Below are 17,223 nucleotides of genomic sequence, written 5' to 3'. Positions count from 1 at the left end.
ATAGACCAGATTTCCGCAATGGCGACGTTATGGCGATAATATCGACTCCCCGACTTACCCTTTCTTTGTTTCAATTTTCTGACTGGTCATTTTTCCAGAAACTCCGTGAATGTCCTGAAGTCATGCGCTATATGGGCAACATCGCCCCGGCGAAAGATACCCGGCTGTTATTCGCCAGACGTCTGGCCGCACAGCACACTTTCGTCATCCGCGAGCATAACAGCCCAACGCCACTCGGCGATATTGGTCTGCAAATCAGCCATCTTTACCCGCATGAAGCCGACCTCGGCTACGCCATCATGCCACAGGCTCAGGGGAAAGGTATTGCCAGCGAAGCCGTCCGCGCGGTGTGCCAGTATGCCTTCGAGCATGCAGGTGTGACGGCGATAAACGCATACGCGCTGGCGGATAATAAAGGTTCAATCCGTATTCTGGAAAAGACAGGCTTTGTACGTACGCAGGTACTGGAAAAGGCGTATGAGATTGACGACATCGCCTACGACGACTGGGTGTTTCGGCTGGAGTGCGACGCGCTAAAATTGTAAGCCCGGAAAGCGTAGCGCCTCCGGGCAGGTGATTTACTTCAACGAACCTTTGAGGAACTGCTGCAAACGCGGGCTTTGCGGATTACCGAATACCTGTTCCGGGTCACCCTCTTCCTCAATTTTCCCCTGATGCAGGAATATCACGTGCGTGGAAACATGACGGGCAAACCCCATTTCGTGGGTCACCACCACCATGGTTTTCCCCTCTTCAGCCAGCTGTTGCATAATGCGCAGCACTTCCCCCACCAACTCAGGATCAAGCGCCGACGTAGGTTCATCAAACAATAACACTTCCGGTTCCATCGCCAGCGCACGGGCAATGGAAACACGCTGCTGCTGACCACCGGACAGGTGCACCGGATATTTGCCCTGTGCGCGCTCATCAATGCCCACTTTAGCCAGATACTTCACCGCACGGTCGCGAGCTTCCTGCTTGCTCAGCCCCAACACCTGAATCGGCGCTTCCATGACGTTTTCCAGCACCGTCATGTGGCTCCACAGATTAAAGTGCTGAAAAACCATCGTCAGACGCGTACGCAGCAGGCGTAGCTGATTTTTGTCCGCAACCTTCAACTGGCCGTCTTTGTCGCGCACCAGACCAATGTTCTGACCACTGACGACAATCGACCCGGCACTCGGTTTCTCGAGAAAGTTAATGCAGCGCAGGAAGGTACTTTTACCGGAACCTGACGAGCCAATAATGCTGATAACATCACCCGCGTTGGCCTGCAGCGATACCCCTTTTAGCACTTCATGTTCGCCGTAGTGCTTATGTAAATCGATAAAGTTTAATTTATTTTCAGACATCGTGTTACTCGAATCATTTAGAGGATACATGCTGCAACCAGCGTTTTTCCGCTTTACGGAACAGACTGATCAGGACATACGAAATAATCAAATACAGCACAGCGGCAATACCGAATGCGGTAAACGGCTGATACGTTGCCGAGTTGATATCGCGAGCGATTTTCAACAAATCAGGCACCGTTGCAGTAAATGCCAGCGCCGTTGAGTGCAGCATTAAAATAACTTCATTGCTGTATGCCGGCAGCGCAATACGCAGCGCGGAAGGTAAAATAATGCATCGATACAGTTTGAATGACGAGAAACCGTATGCGCGCGCAGCCTCAATCTCACCGTGAGGCACGGAACGGATAGCCCCGGCGAAAATCTCCGTGGTATAGGCGCAGGTATTCAGCGTCAGCGCCAGCACGGTGCAATTCAGCCCGCTGCGGAAAAACGCGTTGAGGAAGTCCGTGCCTTTAACTATCTCCAGCGTATACATCCCGGAATAAAACACCAGTAGCTGAACGTACAGCGGCGTCCCACGAAAAATATAGGTGAATAGCCAGATGGGAAACTGGATAAATTTGTTACTGGAAACGCGACCAATCGCCAAAAAGAGTGCCAGTATTCCGCCCATCACTACTGACGAAATCAAAAGCCACAGGGTGATAGCGACGCCAGTGTAGCGATATCCGTCGGTCCACAGCAGGGACTTCCAGTACTCCTGAATAATCTCGATCACAGGTCAGCCCTCTTCACACCCACGGAATAGCGGCGCTCAAGGTACAGCAGCACACCATTAGAAACAGTGGTAAACACCAGATAGATGACCCCGCACACGACGGCAAAATAGAACGGCTCCCAGGTACTCTTCCCGGCAAGCTGAGTCGCTTTCACCACGTCTTCAAGTCCAAGCAACGATACCAGCGCCGTAGCCTTAAGAATAACCTGCCAGTTATTACCGATTCCCGGTAAGGCATATCGCATCATCGCCGGGAACATAATGCGACGAAATATTTGTGAGCTGGTAAAGCCAAACGCCGTCGCGGCTTCAATATGGCCTTTTGGTACAGCCATAAACGCACCGCGAAAAGTTTCGGTAAAGTAGGCACCGTAGATGAATCCAAGGGTGATAATGCCCGCAACCATCGGATCAATATCAATCTGGCCGATACCGATGGCATCGGTAATGGTATTCAGCGCGATTTGCAATCCGTAGAAGATGAGCAGCATTAAGACCAGATCGGGCACACCGCGGATTAGCGTTGTGTACCCTTCGAAAATAAGCCCCATTGCCCGGCTTTGCGACAGCTTTGCTGCTGCGCCGACAAGACCTATCAGAACCGCCAGTACCACCGAGCTGAGTGCCAGCTCCAGCGTAACAATTGCGCCCTGTAAAATAACACCTGAAAAGCCATACAACATGCTGCCTGTCCTGTCGTGTGTGGTGGAGTAGTAAGCCTCTTTTGATTTCAGACTAACCGTTAAATGCCGGATGGCGGCTTTGCCTTATCTGGCCTACAAAATCACCGTAGGCCTGATAAGCGCGGTGCCATCGGGCATAAATTCAACGCGTCAAAAATCTACGGGCTTTATCAGCACCTGCGGTAATTAACCGCCGTAAACATCAAAATCGAAGTACTTTTTCGCCAGCTTCTCGTAAGTACCGTCAGCTCGCATTTCGGCAAAGGCTTTGTTCAGCGCTTCGCGCAGCTCGTTATCGTCTTTGCGCAGTCCCATACCGGTACCCACGCCGAACAACTTCTCGTCTTTCACAGACGGGCCGCCGAATTTGTAATCTTTACCGACTGGCTGTTTCAGGAAGCCTTCGCTAGCCGCGACTTCATCCTGGAACGCGGCGTCAATACGCCCGGCAGTCAGGTCAGAATAGATATTGTCCTGCCCCTGATAAGAGACAATCTCAATACCTTTTGGCGCCCAGTGTTCGTTGCCGAACGTTTCCTGGGTAGTGCCCTGCAGCACACCAACACGTTTACCTTTCAGCGACTCAATGGTCGGCTGAATAGCAGAATCTTTAGCGACAACCAGACGCGAATCGGCTGCATAAAGCTTGTCGGTAAATGCGATTTCCTGCTGACGTTTTTCAGTAATGGAAAGCGAGGACATGATGGCATCAATTTTCTTCGCTTTTAGCGAAGGGATCAGCGCGTCCAGAGGGTTTTCCACGAAGGTACATTGCGTATTGATACGTTTGCACAGCTCTTTAGCCAGATCGATATCAAAACCGACTAATTCACCCTGCGCATTCTTCGATTCGAACGGCGCATAAGTAGGATCGGTACCGATACGAATTTTTTGCGGAATGGCTGCAAATGCTGCGGTAGCACTGGAGAAAGCCAGAACCAGAGAAAGAGACAACACCAGTTTTTTCATAACTATCCTCAACAGACTGTCTTTTATAGGGGATCTTTACAGGACCAGGTGCAGTTATCGTGCCATTAATCAGGCCGACAAGGCAAAGCATTCTACCCTGTCGGCGGTATTTATTTGCATGAAAAGCGCTTAAGTATGCACTCATGCCTATTAAGGCAGCGATAAAAGCGCCAAAACAGTGCACTGAATTTATTATGCACCGAAATGGTTACCCGCAATGGTGCAGTCAATTCCCCACGCCGCTGTATTAATCGCCGTAGACATTAAAATTAAAATATTTGCTCGCCATTTTGTCGTAGGTGCCGTCTTTACGCAGTTCGCCCAGCGCTTTGTCGAAAGCGGCTTTCAGCTCTGTATCATCTTTGCGCAAGCCAATCCCGGTTCCATCACCAAAGTATTTTTTATCTTTCACCGACGGACCGGCAAAAGCGTAATCCTTACCAGCAGGCTGCTTCAGGAAGCCTTCGCTGGCCGCGACTTCATCTTGTAATGCCGCGTCCAGACGGCCTGCCGTCAGGTCAGAATAGATGAGGTCCTGGTTCGCATAGGCCACCACGTCCACGCCTTTGCTGCGCCAGTTGTCATTGGCATAGGCTTCCTGAGTAGAGCCTTGCAGGACGCCAACGTGTTTACCCTTGAGGGAATCCAGAGTCGGCTGAATTGGGGAACCTTTCGCGGCGATCAGACGTGAGTCTGCAGCGTAAAGTTTGTCTGAGAACGCAATCTCTTGCTGACGCTTTTCGGTGATAGAAAGCGAGGAGATGATGGCATCAATTTTTTTCGCTTTCAGCGATGGGATCAGCGCATCAAAGTCGCTGGCAACCCAGGTGCATTTGATCTGCATGCGCTTACACATCTCATTTCCCAGATCGATATCAAAACCGACAAAGTCGCCTTTGGCATCTTTAGAGGAAAAAGGAGCGTACGTTGTATCTGTACCAATACGAACCGTCTGCGGAAGTGCTGCGTAGCTGGCCGCGGTAGCGGAGAGTCCTACCAGCAAAGACAAAGCAAGAACCGTCTTCTTCATACATAACCCTCAAGTAGCGTAATTTTATTATGTTTTACGTTGTGTTGTGTGTTTGCAGACTTTTTCATGCAGGTCTTATGCCATTTTAGCGTCGATGAGGATATTCGACGTTAAATGTGTTAATAAAACGTTGCAATAATGTCCCGATTTTGAAGATAGCAGGTCTGGCGGTTGAACCGCAGCGTTTCGTTGAGTTTTAACGAATTAAATGTTGAGGATATGATCGCGGTTACAAAATTGCCCTGAAACAGGGCAACCGATGATTCTTTGCACGCTGATGGAACGGCTTACGCCCCTTGCCAGCGGGTGAACAGGTCCTGCGGAAGGGTAATATCAAACTGGTCAAGCACGCGATTAACCGTTTGATTAATCACATCATCGAGCGTTTGCGGACGATGATAAAACGCCGGGACAGGTGGCATAATTACCGCCCCAATTTCTGCCGCCTGCGTCATCAATCGCAAATGCCCCAAATGCAGCGGCGTTTCGCGTACACACAGCACCAACGGACGACGTTCTTTCAACACTACATCTGCCGCACGGGTAAGCAACCCATCGGTGTAACTGTGGACGATGCCAGAAAGCGTTTTGATTGAACAAGGCAGGATAACCATTCCGGCGGTCTGAAAAGAGCCGGAGGAGATACTGGCGGCGATATCACGGGTATCGTGATTCACATTTGCCAGCGCCTGCACGTCGCGCACAGAGAGGTCCGTTTCCAGCGCCAGCGTCTGCCGGGCAGCGGCACTCATCACCAGGTGGGTTTCCACATCAGTGACGTCACGCAATACCTGCAACAGGCGCACGCCGTAAATTGCCCCGCTTGCACCAGAAATACCAATGATGAGTCGTTTCATGTGTAATCGCCCTTACTTGCTCAGGGCCGACTTTGCAGGAAATTACGGTGAGTTGCAAGCAAGGGCGCAGGTTGCGTCCTTGCCTGCGAGCAAACATTAACCTTCGTTGTGCATCTCAAGGTTTTCCGCTTCGTTCTGACGCAACACCGCTTTGGCATCGTCATTACGCAGGGAGTCGAGGAAATCGAGATATTGCTGGTCGACGTCTTTAGTAACGTACACGCCGTTAAACACTGAACATTCAAACTGCTGAATATCCGGGTTCTCAGCACGGACAGCTTCAATCAGATCGTTCAGATCCTGGAAGATCAGACCATCTGCGCCGATTATCTGGCGAATCTCGTCCACTTCGCGACCATGCGCAATCAGCTCCGTCGCCGTAGGCATATCGATGCCATAAACGTTCGGGAAGCGAATTTCCGGGGCGGCAGAGGCCAGATACACCTTCTTCGCGCCAGCTTCACGCGCCATCTCGATAATCTGTTCTGAAGTAGTGCCGCGCACGATGGAGTCATCCACCAGCAGCACGTTTTTATCACGGAATTCCGCACGGTTAGCGTTCAGCTTACGGCGCACAGATTTACGACGCAACTGCTGGCCCGGCATGATAAAGGTACGGCCCACATAGCGGTTTTTCACAAACCCCTGGCGGTACGGCTTACCGAGAATACGGGCAATTTCCAGCGCGATATCACAGGAGGTTTCCGGGATTGGGATTACTACATCGATGTCCAGATCTTCCCACTCACGGGCAATTTTTTCGCCAAGCTTAGTCCCCATATTCACACGGGCGCTGTAGACGGAAATCTTGTCGATAAAGGAGTCAGGGCGAGCGAAGTAAACGTATTCAAACAGACACGGATTGCTCACCGGGTTATCAGCACACTGACGAGTAAACAGCTGGCCTTTTTCGGTGATGTACACCGCTTCGCCAGGTGCTACGTCGCGCAGGAATTCAAAGCCCAGCGTATCCAGCGCTACGCTCTCAGACGCCACCATGTACTCGGTACGGCCATCGCCAATATCGCGTTTGCCCATCACCAGCGGACGGATACCGTTAGGGTCGCGGAAGGCAACCATGCCGTGACCGATAATCATCGCCACGCAGGCATAGGCGCCGCGAATCTGGCGGTTGGTTGCCGCAATAGCAGCAAAAATATTGTCGGCTTCCAGCGGGTAATGGCGGAAGTTATCCAGCTCGCTGGCGAAAATATTCAGCAGAATTTCAGAATCTGAAGTGGTATTGATGTGGCGGCGCTTTTCTTCAAACAGCTTTTTACGCAACTCATGCGCGTTGGTCAGGTTGCCATTGTGGGCAAGCGTAATGCCATACGGTGAGTTGACGTAAAAAGGTTGAGCTTCGGAGGCGCTGGAGCTGCCAGCCGTTGGGTAACGCACATGACCGATGCCCATATTGCCCTGCAAACGCTGCATATGGCGCGCTTCAAAAATATCGCTCACCATTCCATTTGCTTTACGCAAGCGGAAGCAGTTGTTGGCATCAATGGTGATGATGCCCGCAGCATCCTGACCACGATGCTGGAGCACCGTTAACGCGTCATAAATCGACTGGTTTACCGGCATAACACCGGCGATACCGACAATACCGCACATACGTCTTTTCCTCGTTCAGCAACGACCCAAAGTTTATACTTTGGGCAAGAAACTTGACGAGCTTTGCAGATAGTCAAAGAACCATCTGATGATGAAACTGAACTGCGGGATCAGCTGTGACTTACCCCAGTCTTCACTTTTCGACAGACCGGTAAAGGTATCGAGAAAGAACAGTATGGCGGCGACGATCAATGCTCCACGCAAAGCACCGAAGCAAATCCCCAACACTCTGTCGGTACCCGACAGTCCTGTTTTCTCTACCAGTTGGCCTATCACAAAGTTAACGATAGCGCCGACGATAAGTGTCGCGATGAACAGTATCGCGATAGCAATCCCATTTCGAACCAGTTCGTCTTCAAAGCCCGTAAACCAGACAGACAGGTAAGTGTAGTAATGGCTGGCGACAAAGAAAGCACAACCCCAAGTCACCAACGATAATGCTTCACGAACAAAGCCACGGATCAGGCTAACCAGACAGGAAAAACCAATCACCGCGATAATGGCGTAATCAATCCAGACCATATGTGTCCCACGATTTTACGCCCTGTCGTCCTGTTCGGGGCGCATTCTAACAGAAAAAGAAAACGTTTGCGTAGGGATTTCCTTTCCACGCGTAAATAAAAATGGCGCTGAAAAAATCTTCAACGCCATACGATTTTATGCCTCTTCGGGCACTGCCGGATGGCGGTGTAAACACCTTATCCGGCCTACATCAGAGCAACGTAACGCAATCCCTTAGTTAGGGGTATACCCCATCACCACCCCGCTCAAACCAGAGATCTTCTGCAGCTCGCCCAGCGAGTTCTTCAGCTTATCTTTGGAGGCGTCAGGCCCTACGAGAATGCGGGTTATTTTACCCTGCACCGGCGTTGACGGGGAAGTATATACCCGGAAGCCCGCGCCACGAAGTTTACCCACGATCTCATTGACCTTATCCGCGTTTTTCAATGCACCGAGTTGTACAACGTACGCTTTGCCGGTTGGCGCTGGCGCTTCCTCAGCGGCCGGTTTCGGCGCTGGAGTCGGTGCCGGCGTTGGCGTCGGGGCGACGGCAACAGGCTGCGGCTTCGGTTTAGGTTTCGGTGGTTCCACAGGCGCAGGAACAGGATCTAACTCCGCGCTGTTTGCCGTCGTCAAACGTGATGGATCCAACGATGGCGCGGCAGCATCACCCGCACGCACCTCTTCTGCCGCCCCTTCCGGCGGCTGAGTCGGCAGCGCCTGCGTTGCTGCAGGCATCATGTCTGGTTCATCGCGATCGCCGGGTTTAGGCACCAGTGGGATCGCTGCAAATTCATCCTGATAATGCTTTTTCTGCCCGTCAAGCAGCCCGGGAAGCACAATTACCCCGAGCGCGACCAGCACAATTGTGCCGACTAATCGGTTCTGAAACTTACTCGCCACCGCTTCTCCCCACGTCTATTACTTCCATGACATGTGCGACAGTGTGAAACGATCCACACACCAACACGGTATCTTCTGGCTTCGCCTCAGCCAGTGCCGCAGTCCATGCCTGCGCCACGCTGTCATAGGCGCTGCCTTTGCCCAGGTGCTCCAGCAGCTGTTCTGCCGTTGCTCCACGCGGCCCTTCCAGGGGCGCACAGTACCAGTCGTCAACCACGCTTTTCAGCCAGGCCAACGTACCGGCAATATCTTTATCATGTAGCATACCGATAACCGCAAGTACACGCCCGCTTTTCACTAACTTTTTCAGACGTCCAGTCAGATACTCCGCCGCATGCGGGTTATGGGCAACATCAAAAATCACCCGCGGCGACTCGCTCACAATCTGGAAGCGCCCCGGTAAAATCGCTTGTTCGATACCGTCACGAATAGCCTGCTCGCTGACGTTAAGGCCGCTTGCGCGCAGTGCAGCCAGTGCGGTTGCAGCATTAGGTTGTGGCACCTGCGGCAACGGCAGGTGCGCCAGCGTTCCATGAGCATCAGTAAACGACCAGTCGTTCTCCGTGACCGCATAGCGCCAGTCCACACCGCAACGTTGCAAAACCGCCCCGCACTCCTGAGCGACATCCGCGATGGTGTAAGGCATTTCCGGTTCGCCGACGATGGCCGGTTTCTCTGCGCGGAAAATTCCCGCCTTCTCACGACCAATACTTTCGCGATCCGGGCCCAGCCAGTCAGTATGGTCAAGCGCAATACTGGTGACTACTGCGACATCGGCATCGACGATATTGGTGGCGTCAAGGCGGCCGCCTAACCCCACTTCCAGAATAACGACATCCAGCTGGGCCTGTTTAAACAGCCAGAGTGCCGATAACGTACCGTATTCAAAGTAGGTCAGGGAAATGTCACCCCGTGCGTCTTCAATCTCAGCAAACGAGGCGGTATGGGCTGATTCCGGCAGTTCACGCCCCTGCACGCGTACGCGTTCCGTGTAGCGCACCAGATGAGGCGAACTGTACACCCCAACTTTATAGCCTGCCGCAGTCAGCACAGATTCCAGCGTACGACAGGTTGTGCCTTTCCCATTGGTTCCTGCCACCGTAAAAACAAATGGCGCAGGTTTCAACACACCCAGTTTACGCGCCACCTGACTGACACGTTCAAGGCCCAGATCGATGGTTTTACTGTGCAGGTTTTCCAGATAAGAAAGCCACGACGCCAGGGGCGACGCGGCTTGAGGGATACGTTTATTGTCCATGATGCCTGTAGATTCTTTACGTTGAGAAAAGCAAAAGGGCAGCGCCAACCGGCCTGCCCTTTTTTACACGTTGTTTTCCACGTTGCAGATGCGTTGGCTGTACTCGCTCTCCCGAATCACTTACCGGTGTAAGCTCATCGGGATCAACGCTCTTCTCGCCTGCCTGCAACCCGAAACCCATAGCGTAAACTATCAGGCCTCTGGTTCCTGATCGGGAACCGGAGGTACCACTTCGCCTTCACGCGGCTCATCCGGATTCGGCGCAGGAAGATTCATCAGCTTCGCCAGGATGCTTGCCAGTTTCAGACGCATTTCCGGACGGCGAACGATCATATCGATAGCGCCTTTTTCAATCAGGAACTCGCTGCGCTGGAATCCCGGCGGCAGTTTCTCACGTACGGTTTGCTCGATAACACGCGGACCAGCGAAGCCGATCAATGCTTTCGGTTCTGCAATGTTGAGATCGCCCAGCATCGCGAAGCTTGCGGAAACACCACCCATTGTTGGGTCGGTCAGTACAGAAATATACGGTAAACCGCGTTCCTGCATTTTCGCCAGCGCAGCAGAGGTTTTCGCCATCTGCATCAAAGACATCAACGCTTCCTGCATACGCGCCCCGCCAGAAGCAGAGAAGCAGATCAGCGGACAGTTGTCTTCCAGCGCCTGCTCAACGGCACGGACAAAACGCGCGCCGACCACAGAGCCCATGGAGCCGCCCATAAACGCGAACTCGAATGCCGCAGCAACGACCGGCATACCGTGAAGTGTGCCTTTCATCACCACCAGCGCATCTTTCTCGCCAGTTTCTTTCTGCGCAGAAGCCAGTCTGTCTTTGTATTTTTTGGAGTCACGAAACTTCAGCACGTCTTTCGGCTCAAGCTCGCTACCCAGTTCCACAAGAGAACCTTCATCTAACAGGCTATGCAGGCGATTGCGCGCCGACATGCGCATATGATGGTCACACTTCGGACAGACCTCAAGATTACGTTCCAGCTCAGCACGGTATAAAACCTGACCGCAGCTATCACACTTGGTCCACACCCCTTCAGGAATGCTTGCCTTGCGGGTGGGAGTAATGTTGCTTTTAATTCGTTCAATCCAGCTCATTGGTGACCTTTCTGCCTGAACCCTAGTCAGCTTTGTTATAAGGGGCGCATAATGCCATTTTTGCCCCTAACAGACCATGAATGTTGCACATTAAAACATAACAGCCCGAAACTTTGGATAAAAAAGTGGTCGAACCGCTGAGTTACTTTCTATTTTGCAGCCCGTGACGCAGCACGCTTATGGCGAATTACTTCAATCACCCCCGGCAATACGGAAAGGACGATAATCGCCACAATCAATAATTTCAGGTTTTCCTGGACGATCGGCAGATCGCCGAACAGGTAGCCTGCGTAGGTGAACAACAATACCCACAGCAGTGCACCGACGACGTTATACATCGCAAAGTGACGGTAGGACATATGTCCCATACCGGCAACAAACGGCGCAAATGTACGCACGATAGGCACGAAACGCGCCAGGATAATCGTCTTACCGCCATGACGCTCGTAGAACGCATGGGTTTTATCCAGGTAGCTGCGGCGGAAAATTTTGGAGTTCGGGTTACTGAAAAGTTTTTCCCCGAACAATCGACCAATCGTGTAGTTCACCGCATCGCCCACAATCGCCGCCACAATCATCAGTGCCACCATCAGATGAACATTGAGATCGTTGGTTGGCAGCGCAGAAAGCGCCCCCGCAACAAACAGCAGCGAGTCCCCAGGCAGGAAGGGTGTCACCACCAGCCCGGTTTCACAGAACAGGATCAGAAACAGAATGGCGTATACCCAGATACCGTATTCCGCAACCAGCTCCGCCAGGTGCACATCAATGTGCAGGATAAAATCGATAAGAAAGTAAATCAGGTCCATAGTTTTGCCTTTATACGACTCAAATTAGTCCGCCAGAAATAGCGGGCCCATAGGCGGTTTTGGCAGGTCGAACCGGTCTGGGTAATCTACCGCAACCAGATACAGTCCTTCCGCTTTCGCCGTTGCCGCTGCCAGCGTCCTGTCCTTTGCCGCTAACAGTTCTGCTATCCAGCTCTCCGGCTGGTTGTTGGCGCCAACTTCCATCAGGCTGCCGACAATATTCCTGACCATATGATGTACAAAGGCATTCGCTTTAATATCCACCACCACATATGCACCGAAACGTTCGACGTTAATGTGCATCACGTTTCGCCACGGCGTGCGCGACTGACACTGCACCGCTCGAAACGAGGTAAAATCATTTTCGCCAATCAGACACTGGGCCGCACGATGCATTCGCTCAGCGTCCAGCGGTTCATAGTAATGGGTTACCCCTTTACCCAAAACCGCAGGGCGCAACCGATGATTGTAGATGATGTAGCGATAACGGCGAGCCGTGGCGCTAAATCGGGCATGAAAATCATCGGGTACAGCTTTAACCCAGCGCACAGCGATGTCACCAGGTAAATTCGCATTTACCCCCAGTGTCCAGGCCGCATCTTTACGCTGGGCAGTGGTTTCGAAATGCACGACCTGCCCAGTGCCATGAACGCCCGCATCCGTGCGTCCTGCACAAAAAACATTGATGCGCTCATTCGCCACCTGAGAGAGCGCTTTTTCCAGTTTTTCCTGAACGCTACGCACTTCGTTCTGGCGCTGCCAGCCATAATATTTGCTGCCGTCATACTCAATGCCCAGCGCAATTTTATGGGTTGACGGCTGTTGCTGGTCAGACATTAGTACAGGTACTCCTGCACCAGTTTTTCCGCAATTTTCACCGCCATTAACGCGCCGCCAAAGCGAACGTTGTCCGCCACAGACCAGAACTGAACTTGCTCTGGCATACCGTAATCATTATGCACGCAGCCAATAGAAAGGTGCGGCGTGCCCGATGCATCGCCAACCTGGGTCGGGAAATCGGTCTCTTCCGACAACACCACGTCTTCACCGCGTGAAAACGCATCGCGCGCTTCCTCCGCCGCCAACGGACGCAGGGCCTCAAAATTCACCATCTGCGCGTGGCCATAAAATACCGGGGACTGCACGATGCTGGCAGAGATGAGCAGGCCGTCATCCTGCATAATTTTGCGCACTTCATCAACGATACGACGTTCTTCACGCACGCTACCTTCACGATCGGGCAGCATCGGCAGCATGTTGAATGCCAACTGACGGCCAAAGAAATCATCTTCGTCAATCGGGATGCCATTAAGCAGTTTCGCACTCTGTCCTGCCAGCGCATCCACCGCTTTTTTGCCATGAGCGGAAGCTGAGATAATATTGGTCACCGTAATACGCGAAAGCCCACCGTCATCAATCAACGGTTTCAGCGCAGACAGCAGTTGGCTGGTCAGACTGTTAGGCACCGCAATCACATTGCGGTTACGGTAATCCGCCAGCACGAACGGATTAACGTCCGGAACCACCAGCGGAACGTCAGGCTCGAGCGCGAACAGACCGCTGCTGTCAATCACCAGACAACCCGCATTAGTGGCTTCTTCTACCCATGCGGCGGTGGCTTCAGCGCCCGCAACAAAAAATGCCAACTGTGCCTGCGTCCAGTCAAAGTCTGAAACGTCCTGCACTATGACCGATTTACCGTTAAAACGCAGATGCTCACCGGCGCTTTCATTACGCGCCAGCGCATAAATTTCACCGACCGGGAACTGGCGTTCAGCCAGCGTATCGAGCAGGGCTTCGCCTACGGCGCCCGTTGCGCCCAGAATGGCAATATTCCAGCCTTCAGACATGGTGATTTACTCCAAGAAATACGTAAGCGTCCCTGTCGCATTATTCGACAGGGAGCATTAAGAAGACATTAATGTGCCGGATGATGAACAGCGTTAAAACCCAGCTTACACAATAAGGCAGCAGCCGTTGCGTCGTCACACATCACATATAAAGACGACCATTCACGACGCTCAAGGTAATTTTTACGCAGTTTATCAAACTCACCCGGAATTCCAGCGACTTTACGCAACGGCGCATCATCGCGGCGCACATCATACACTAAATGCACGAGCCTTTTCAGCGTTGGCTGATCTAACGGGCCATGCAGGGTAATACGACCAAATTCCGGTGCGGGTAACAGGGTACTGAGCGCAACGTGCTGCTCGTGACCAATAAACTTACTATAGGCCTCAAAGACCTGCGTGGTACCACGCGCTTTTCCTTCGAGGGTATACCCGGCAATGTGCGCCGTACCGATATCAGCTTTCTCCAGCAACGCCACATTGAGATCCGGCTCTCCTTCCCAGACATCCAGCACAACGCTCAGCGACTGACCGGCATTCAATCGGTTCAGCAATGCCGTATTGTCGATGACCGGCCCACGGCAGGCGTTGATCAGAATAGTGCCCGGCTTCAACCGGCTAATCAGCGCGTCATCCGCCATATGCAGCGTTTTGTACGGCCCATCTTTAAACAGCGGGGTATGGAAAGTCAGCACATCGGCTTGCTCAACCAGTTCATCCAGCGAGCAGAAATTGCCTTCGTCACCGCGATCGGCTCGCGGTGGATCGCACAGCAGCGTGCGGATCCCCAACGCTTCCAGACGCGCCTGCAAACGCCCGCCCACGTTCCCCACACCCACAATGCCTACGGTGCGATCGCGTAACGCAAACCCGTCGCGCTCCGCCAGCATCAGCAATGCTGAAAAAACATATTCTACGACCGCTATTGCGTTACAACCGGGTGCGGCGGAAAAACCGATCCCCGCCTGAGCAAGCCAGGCGTCATCCACATGGTCTGTGCCAGCGGTTGCCGTACCGACAAATTTAACCGGTTTTCCGCCAAGCAGTGATTCATTTACTTTCGTCACCGAGCGCACCATTAAAGCATCCGCATCATCCAGTTCAGCAACGGGAATCGGACGGCCGGGAACCGCTTTGACCTCCCCCAAACGACTGAACAGTTCGCGGGCATAGGGCATATTTTCATCAACGAGGATTTTCACGTCTTTCGCACCTGTTTGAGAACGAGAGTTAACCGGGCAAGTGTGCCATAATCTCGCCGCCAGGCATACTGCGAGACCTGGTCAGCACAGATTTAAGGAACAGAGATGATGCAGCCCATTTCAGGTACGCCCGCACGCCCTCCCGGCGAAGGCCAAAATGCCCCTTCCGCTGCGGGTGAACAACCGTTATCCACACAACAACGTACTGTGCTGGAACGGCTAATTACCCGTTTGATTTCACTCACCCAGCAGCAAAGTGCTGAGGTGTGGGCCGGAATGAAGCACGATCTGGGCGTCAAAAGTGATACGCCGCTGCAGTCACGTCACTTTCCAGCCGCTGAGCAAAACCTGAATCAACGGCTGGGGGTTGCTCAGCAAAATCATGTGAATCGTCAGGTGCTTTCGCAGCTCACTGAATTACTGAGCCAGGGAAATAACCGCCAGGCAGTCAGTGATTTTATCCGTCAGCAGTATGGGCAAACGGCGCTCAGCCAGCTCACGCCTGAGCAGCTGAAGAACGTGCTCACACTGCTGCAGCAAGGGCAGCTTTCGATACCGCAGCCGCAGCAGCGCCCGGCTACCGATCGCCCGTTGCTGCCCGCAGAGCACAATACGCTGAACCAATTGGTTACCAAACTGGCGGCGGCCACGGGAGAATCCGGGAAGATGATCTGGCAGTCGATGCTGGAGTTGTCTGGCGTAAAAAGCGGTGAGCTGATCCCTGCCAAACAGTTTACGCACCTGGTCACCTGGCTGCAGGCGCGCCAGACGCTCAGCCTGCAAAGCGCCCCGACGCTACAAACGCTCCAGGCGGCGCTGAAGCTGCCATTAGAGCCGAATGAGCTGACAGCAATAAAAGAGTACGCACAGCAGACGTATCAGATCCAACCACAATCGATTCTGACCACGGTGCAGGTGCAGGACTTGCTCAATCAAATTTTCCTGCGGCGCGTGGAACGAGAACGCGAGCTCAGCGATCCGCGCCATCTGCAGCCCATTTACAGCCCGTTCGCGCCGATGATTGAAACGGTTAAATCTCTGTCGGCACGACCGGGACTGCTGTTTGTTGCGTTGATAATTGCGTTAACCATTTTCTGGCTGGTCGCCTAACCTTTACGCAGCGTAAGCAACGTTACAATAATCCCCACCACGGCAGATATCGCCCCGGCAAGGAACACTGAGGGATAACCGTACGCGGTGGCCAGCACCCCGGCGACCGGACCGCTTATGCCGTAGGAGATATCCTGAAACGCGGCGTAACCGCCCAGCGCCGTCCCACGAACCTGCGCAGGCACTCGCTTCACCACTTCGACGCCCAAGGCCGGGAAGATAAGCGAACACCCGGCCCCGGTTAATGCCGCCCCGAGCAGCGCAATCCAGGCAGATGGGGCCTGCCACAGCAGAATCAGCCCTGCGGTTTCCACCAGCAAAGAGACAACGGCAACCTTCACGCCGCCGAAACGGTCCGGCATCCAGCCAAACAGAATGCGCATCAGCACAAATGCCCCACCAAACGCAGTCAGGGTGAACCCCGCCATCGTCCAGCCGTTGCTGACAAAATAGAGTGAAATAAACGTACCGATCACCGCAAAGCCAACGCCCTGCAGCGCCAGGCCCAGGCCCGGTTTCCAGATAAGCCCTACCACGCTCCATAACGAAGGACGTTCTCCTGCATGCGCAGGCACTTTGCGTACAGTGCCGTTGAATGCCCATGCCAGCAGCGGTAATACCATCGTCGTCCCGGCCAGCGCTGCAAAGCCAAAGTGGCTGTGGATCAACAGGCCCAACGGTGCACCGGCGGCCAGCGCGCCGTAAATCGCCATTCCGTTCCACGACATCACCTTACCGGAGCGTGTTGGGCCGACCAACCCCAACCCCCAGGTCAACGTTCCAGTGAGCAGCTGGCTTTCGCCAAAACCGAGGATCAAACGCCCGACGATTAACAACGCAAATTTTACAGGGACAGAAACTGGCAATAGCGCGGCTAAAAGCCACGCCGCGCCCGCCAGCCCACAGGCAAACATCCCCTGTAGCGCCGAGCGTTTAGCACCATATTGATCGGCTAAGCGCCCGGCGTAGCCGCGCGTTAATACCGTTGCCAGAAACTGTACGCCTACGGCGATACCGACCATGGTATTGCCATAGCCCAGTTCCTGATGCACAAACAGAGGAATCACGGGCAAAGGTAGGCCGACCGTCATATAGGTCAGGAAAACCGCAAAAGCGATACGAAACAGCGAAAAGTTCGCCGAAGGTGTTTTTTCTTGTTGGGTTACAGCTGTCATGCGTTACTCCAAAATGCAGAGTAAGGCGAGGAATGTCCACGCCCCCTCTACCTGACTATCAGGATTAAGGTGCGTTGGA

Annotated in this window: 18 protein-coding genes; 2 read left to right on the top strand and 16 right to left on the bottom strand. The window is 53.2% G+C overall.

What is annotated here, in order from left to right; translation table 11 throughout:
* The first annotated feature begins 29 nt into the window (after positions 1–29).
* On the top strand, positions 30–545 hold the full coding sequence (locus OGX92_RS00565; protein ID WP_074170577.1) for a GNAT family N-acetyltransferase: 516 nt from the start codon (positions 30–32) through the stop codon (positions 543–545).
* Between the two features lie 33 nt (positions 546–578).
* Here OGX92_RS00565 and hisP read toward each other — a convergent pair whose 3' ends face one another.
* The 15 genes from hisP to pdxB form a co-directional block, all read right to left on the bottom strand.
* Complete coding sequence (gene hisP, locus OGX92_RS00560) at positions 579–1,352, bottom strand: histidine ABC transporter ATP-binding protein HisP (protein WP_286586113.1); 774 nt, start codon at positions 1,350–1,352, stop codon at positions 579–581.
* 13 nt (positions 1,353–1,365) lie between these two features.
* Positions 1,366–2,073 carry a histidine ABC transporter permease HisM gene (hisM, locus tag OGX92_RS00555; protein WP_003028116.1) on the bottom strand — a complete coding sequence of 236 codons (708 nt, stop codon included), beginning with the start codon at positions 2,071–2,073 and terminating at the stop codon, positions 1,366–1,368.
* Entirely contained in the window at positions 2,070–2,756 is a 687-nt protein-coding gene (locus tag OGX92_RS00550; protein ID WP_003028118.1) for a histidine ABC transporter permease HisQ, read from the bottom strand. The genes hisM and OGX92_RS00550 overlap by 4 nt, the downstream gene beginning before the upstream one ends.
* 186 nt (positions 2,757–2,942) lie before the next feature.
* Positions 2,943–3,725 (bottom strand): histidine ABC transporter substrate-binding protein HisJ, encoded by a 783-nt coding sequence (gene hisJ / locus OGX92_RS00545; RefSeq protein ID WP_003028120.1) that lies wholly within the window; start codon positions 3,723–3,725, stop codon positions 2,943–2,945.
* Positions 3,726–3,972: 247 nt separating this feature from the next.
* Positions 3,973–4,755, bottom strand: a complete 783-nt coding sequence (argT, locus tag OGX92_RS00540) for a lysine/arginine/ornithine ABC transporter substrate-binding protein ArgT (RefSeq protein WP_003834788.1) — start codon at positions 4,753–4,755, stop codon at positions 3,973–3,975.
* A gap of 287 nt (positions 4,756–5,042) precedes the next feature.
* Positions 5,043–5,612 (bottom strand): UbiX family flavin prenyltransferase, encoded by a 570-nt coding sequence (locus OGX92_RS00535; protein ID WP_003028125.1) that lies wholly within the window; start codon positions 5,610–5,612, stop codon positions 5,043–5,045.
* A 96-nt stretch (positions 5,613–5,708) separates the two neighbouring features.
* Complete coding sequence (gene purF / locus OGX92_RS00530; RefSeq protein ID WP_003028127.1) at positions 5,709–7,226, bottom strand: amidophosphoribosyltransferase; 1,518 nt, start codon at positions 7,224–7,226, stop codon at positions 5,709–5,711.
* Positions 7,227–7,259: 33 nt separating this feature from the next.
* A complete protein-coding gene (cvpA, locus tag OGX92_RS00525; protein ID WP_003028129.1) occupies positions 7,260–7,748 on the bottom strand; it encodes a colicin V production protein in 489 nt (162 codons plus the stop codon).
* Between the two features lie 213 nt (positions 7,749–7,961).
* Entirely contained in the window at positions 7,962–8,630 is a 669-nt protein-coding gene (dedD, locus tag OGX92_RS00520; protein ID WP_003834793.1) for a cell division protein DedD, read from the bottom strand.
* Positions 8,620–9,888 carry a bifunctional tetrahydrofolate synthase/dihydrofolate synthase gene (gene folC, locus OGX92_RS00515; RefSeq protein WP_063940566.1) on the bottom strand — a complete coding sequence of 423 codons (1,269 nt, stop codon included), beginning with the start codon at positions 9,886–9,888 and terminating at the stop codon, positions 8,620–8,622. The genes dedD and folC overlap by 11 nt, the downstream gene beginning before the upstream one ends.
* A 192-nt stretch (positions 9,889–10,080) precedes the next feature.
* Positions 10,081–10,995, bottom strand: a complete 915-nt coding sequence (gene accD / locus OGX92_RS00510; protein ID WP_003834797.1) for an acetyl-CoA carboxylase, carboxyltransferase subunit beta — start codon at positions 10,993–10,995, stop codon at positions 10,081–10,083.
* 149 nt (positions 10,996–11,144) lie between these two features.
* A complete protein-coding gene (locus OGX92_RS00505) occupies positions 11,145–11,804 on the bottom strand; it encodes a DedA family protein (protein WP_003028140.1) in 660 nt (219 codons plus the stop codon).
* Between the two features lie 24 nt (positions 11,805–11,828).
* Positions 11,829–12,641 (bottom strand): tRNA pseudouridine(38-40) synthase TruA, encoded by an 813-nt coding sequence (gene truA, locus OGX92_RS00500; protein ID WP_003028142.1) that lies wholly within the window; start codon positions 12,639–12,641, stop codon positions 11,829–11,831.
* A complete protein-coding gene (locus OGX92_RS00495; RefSeq protein WP_003834801.1) occupies positions 12,641–13,654 on the bottom strand; it encodes an aspartate-semialdehyde dehydrogenase in 1,014 nt (337 codons plus the stop codon). Before OGX92_RS00495 ends, truA begins: the two co-directional genes overlap by 1 nt.
* Positions 13,655–13,722: 68 nt before the next feature.
* Positions 13,723–14,859 (bottom strand): 4-phosphoerythronate dehydrogenase PdxB, encoded by a 1,137-nt coding sequence (pdxB, locus tag OGX92_RS00490; RefSeq protein ID WP_079939919.1) that lies wholly within the window; start codon positions 14,857–14,859, stop codon positions 13,723–13,725.
* Between the two features lie 108 nt (positions 14,860–14,967).
* On the opposite strand from pdxB, the gene flk reads away from it, so the two are divergent.
* On the top strand, positions 14,968–15,969 hold the full coding sequence (gene flk, locus OGX92_RS00485) for a flagella biosynthesis regulator Flk (RefSeq protein WP_063940593.1): 1,002 nt from the start codon (positions 14,968–14,970) through the stop codon (positions 15,967–15,969).
* On the opposite strand, the gene OGX92_RS00480 is transcribed toward flk, so the two are convergent.
* On the bottom strand, positions 15,966–17,144 hold the full coding sequence (locus OGX92_RS00480; RefSeq protein ID WP_003834805.1) for an MFS transporter: 1,179 nt from the start codon (positions 17,142–17,144) through the stop codon (positions 15,966–15,968). The two genes, flk and OGX92_RS00480, sit on opposite strands and share 4 nt — an antisense overlap.
* Positions 17,145–17,223 lie beyond the last annotated feature (79 nt).

The organism is Citrobacter sp. Cpo089 (genome assembly GCF_030332695.1).
GTDB classification, from domain to species: Bacteria; Pseudomonadota; Gammaproteobacteria; order Enterobacterales; family Enterobacteriaceae; genus Citrobacter; species Citrobacter portucalensis.
Note: the sequence above shows the minus strand (reverse complement) of the source record. Positions and strands in the feature narration are given on the sequence as shown.

What these genes read in the sequence shown, in the direction of transcription:
- OGX92_RS00565 (WP_074170577.1), top strand. Translation starts at nt 30, where the DNA reads ATGGCGATAATATCGACTCCCCGACTTACCCTTTCTTTGTTTCAATTT.
- hisP (WP_286586113.1), bottom strand. Translation starts at nt 1,352, where the DNA reads ATGTCTGAAAATAAATTAAACTTTATCGATTTACATAAGCACTACGGC.
- OGX92_RS00550 (WP_003028118.1), bottom strand. Translation starts at nt 2,756, where the DNA reads ATGTTGTATGGCTTTTCAGGTGTTATTTTACAGGGCGCAATTGTTACG.
- hisJ (WP_003028120.1), bottom strand. Translation starts at nt 3,725, where the DNA reads ATGAAAAAACTGGTGTTGTCTCTTTCTCTGGTTCTGGCTTTCTCCAGT.
- argT (WP_003834788.1), bottom strand. Translation starts at nt 4,755, where the DNA reads ATGAAGAAGACGGTTCTTGCTTTGTCTTTGCTGGTAGGACTCTCCGCT.
- OGX92_RS00535 (WP_003028125.1), bottom strand. Translation starts at nt 5,612, where the DNA reads ATGAAACGACTCATCATTGGTATTTCTGGTGCAAGCGGGGCAATTTAC.
- purF (WP_003028127.1), bottom strand. Translation starts at nt 7,226, where the DNA reads ATGTGCGGTATTGTCGGTATCGCCGGTGTTATGCCGGTAAACCAGTCG.
- cvpA (WP_003028129.1), bottom strand. Translation starts at nt 7,748, where the DNA reads ATGGTCTGGATTGATTACGCCATTATCGCGGTGATTGGTTTTTCCTGT.
- folC (WP_063940566.1), bottom strand. Translation starts at nt 9,888, where the DNA reads ATGGACAATAAACGTATCCCTCAAGCCGCGTCGCCCCTGGCGTCGTGG.
- accD (WP_003834797.1), bottom strand. Translation starts at nt 10,995, where the DNA reads ATGAGCTGGATTGAACGAATTAAAAGCAACATTACTCCCACCCGCAAG.
- OGX92_RS00505 (WP_003028140.1), bottom strand. Translation starts at nt 11,804, where the DNA reads ATGGACCTGATTTACTTTCTTATCGATTTTATCCTGCACATTGATGTG.
- truA (WP_003028142.1), bottom strand. Translation starts at nt 12,641, where the DNA reads ATGTCTGACCAGCAACAGCCGTCAACCCATAAAATTGCGCTGGGCATT.
- OGX92_RS00495 (WP_003834801.1), bottom strand. Translation starts at nt 13,654, where the DNA reads ATGTCTGAAGGCTGGAATATTGCCATTCTGGGCGCAACGGGCGCCGTA.
- flk (WP_063940593.1), top strand. Translation starts at nt 14,968, where the DNA reads ATGCAGCCCATTTCAGGTACGCCCGCACGCCCTCCCGGCGAAGGCCAA.
- OGX92_RS00480 (WP_003834805.1), bottom strand. Translation starts at nt 17,144, where the DNA reads ATGACAGCTGTAACCCAACAAGAAAAAACACCTTCGGCGAACTTTTCG.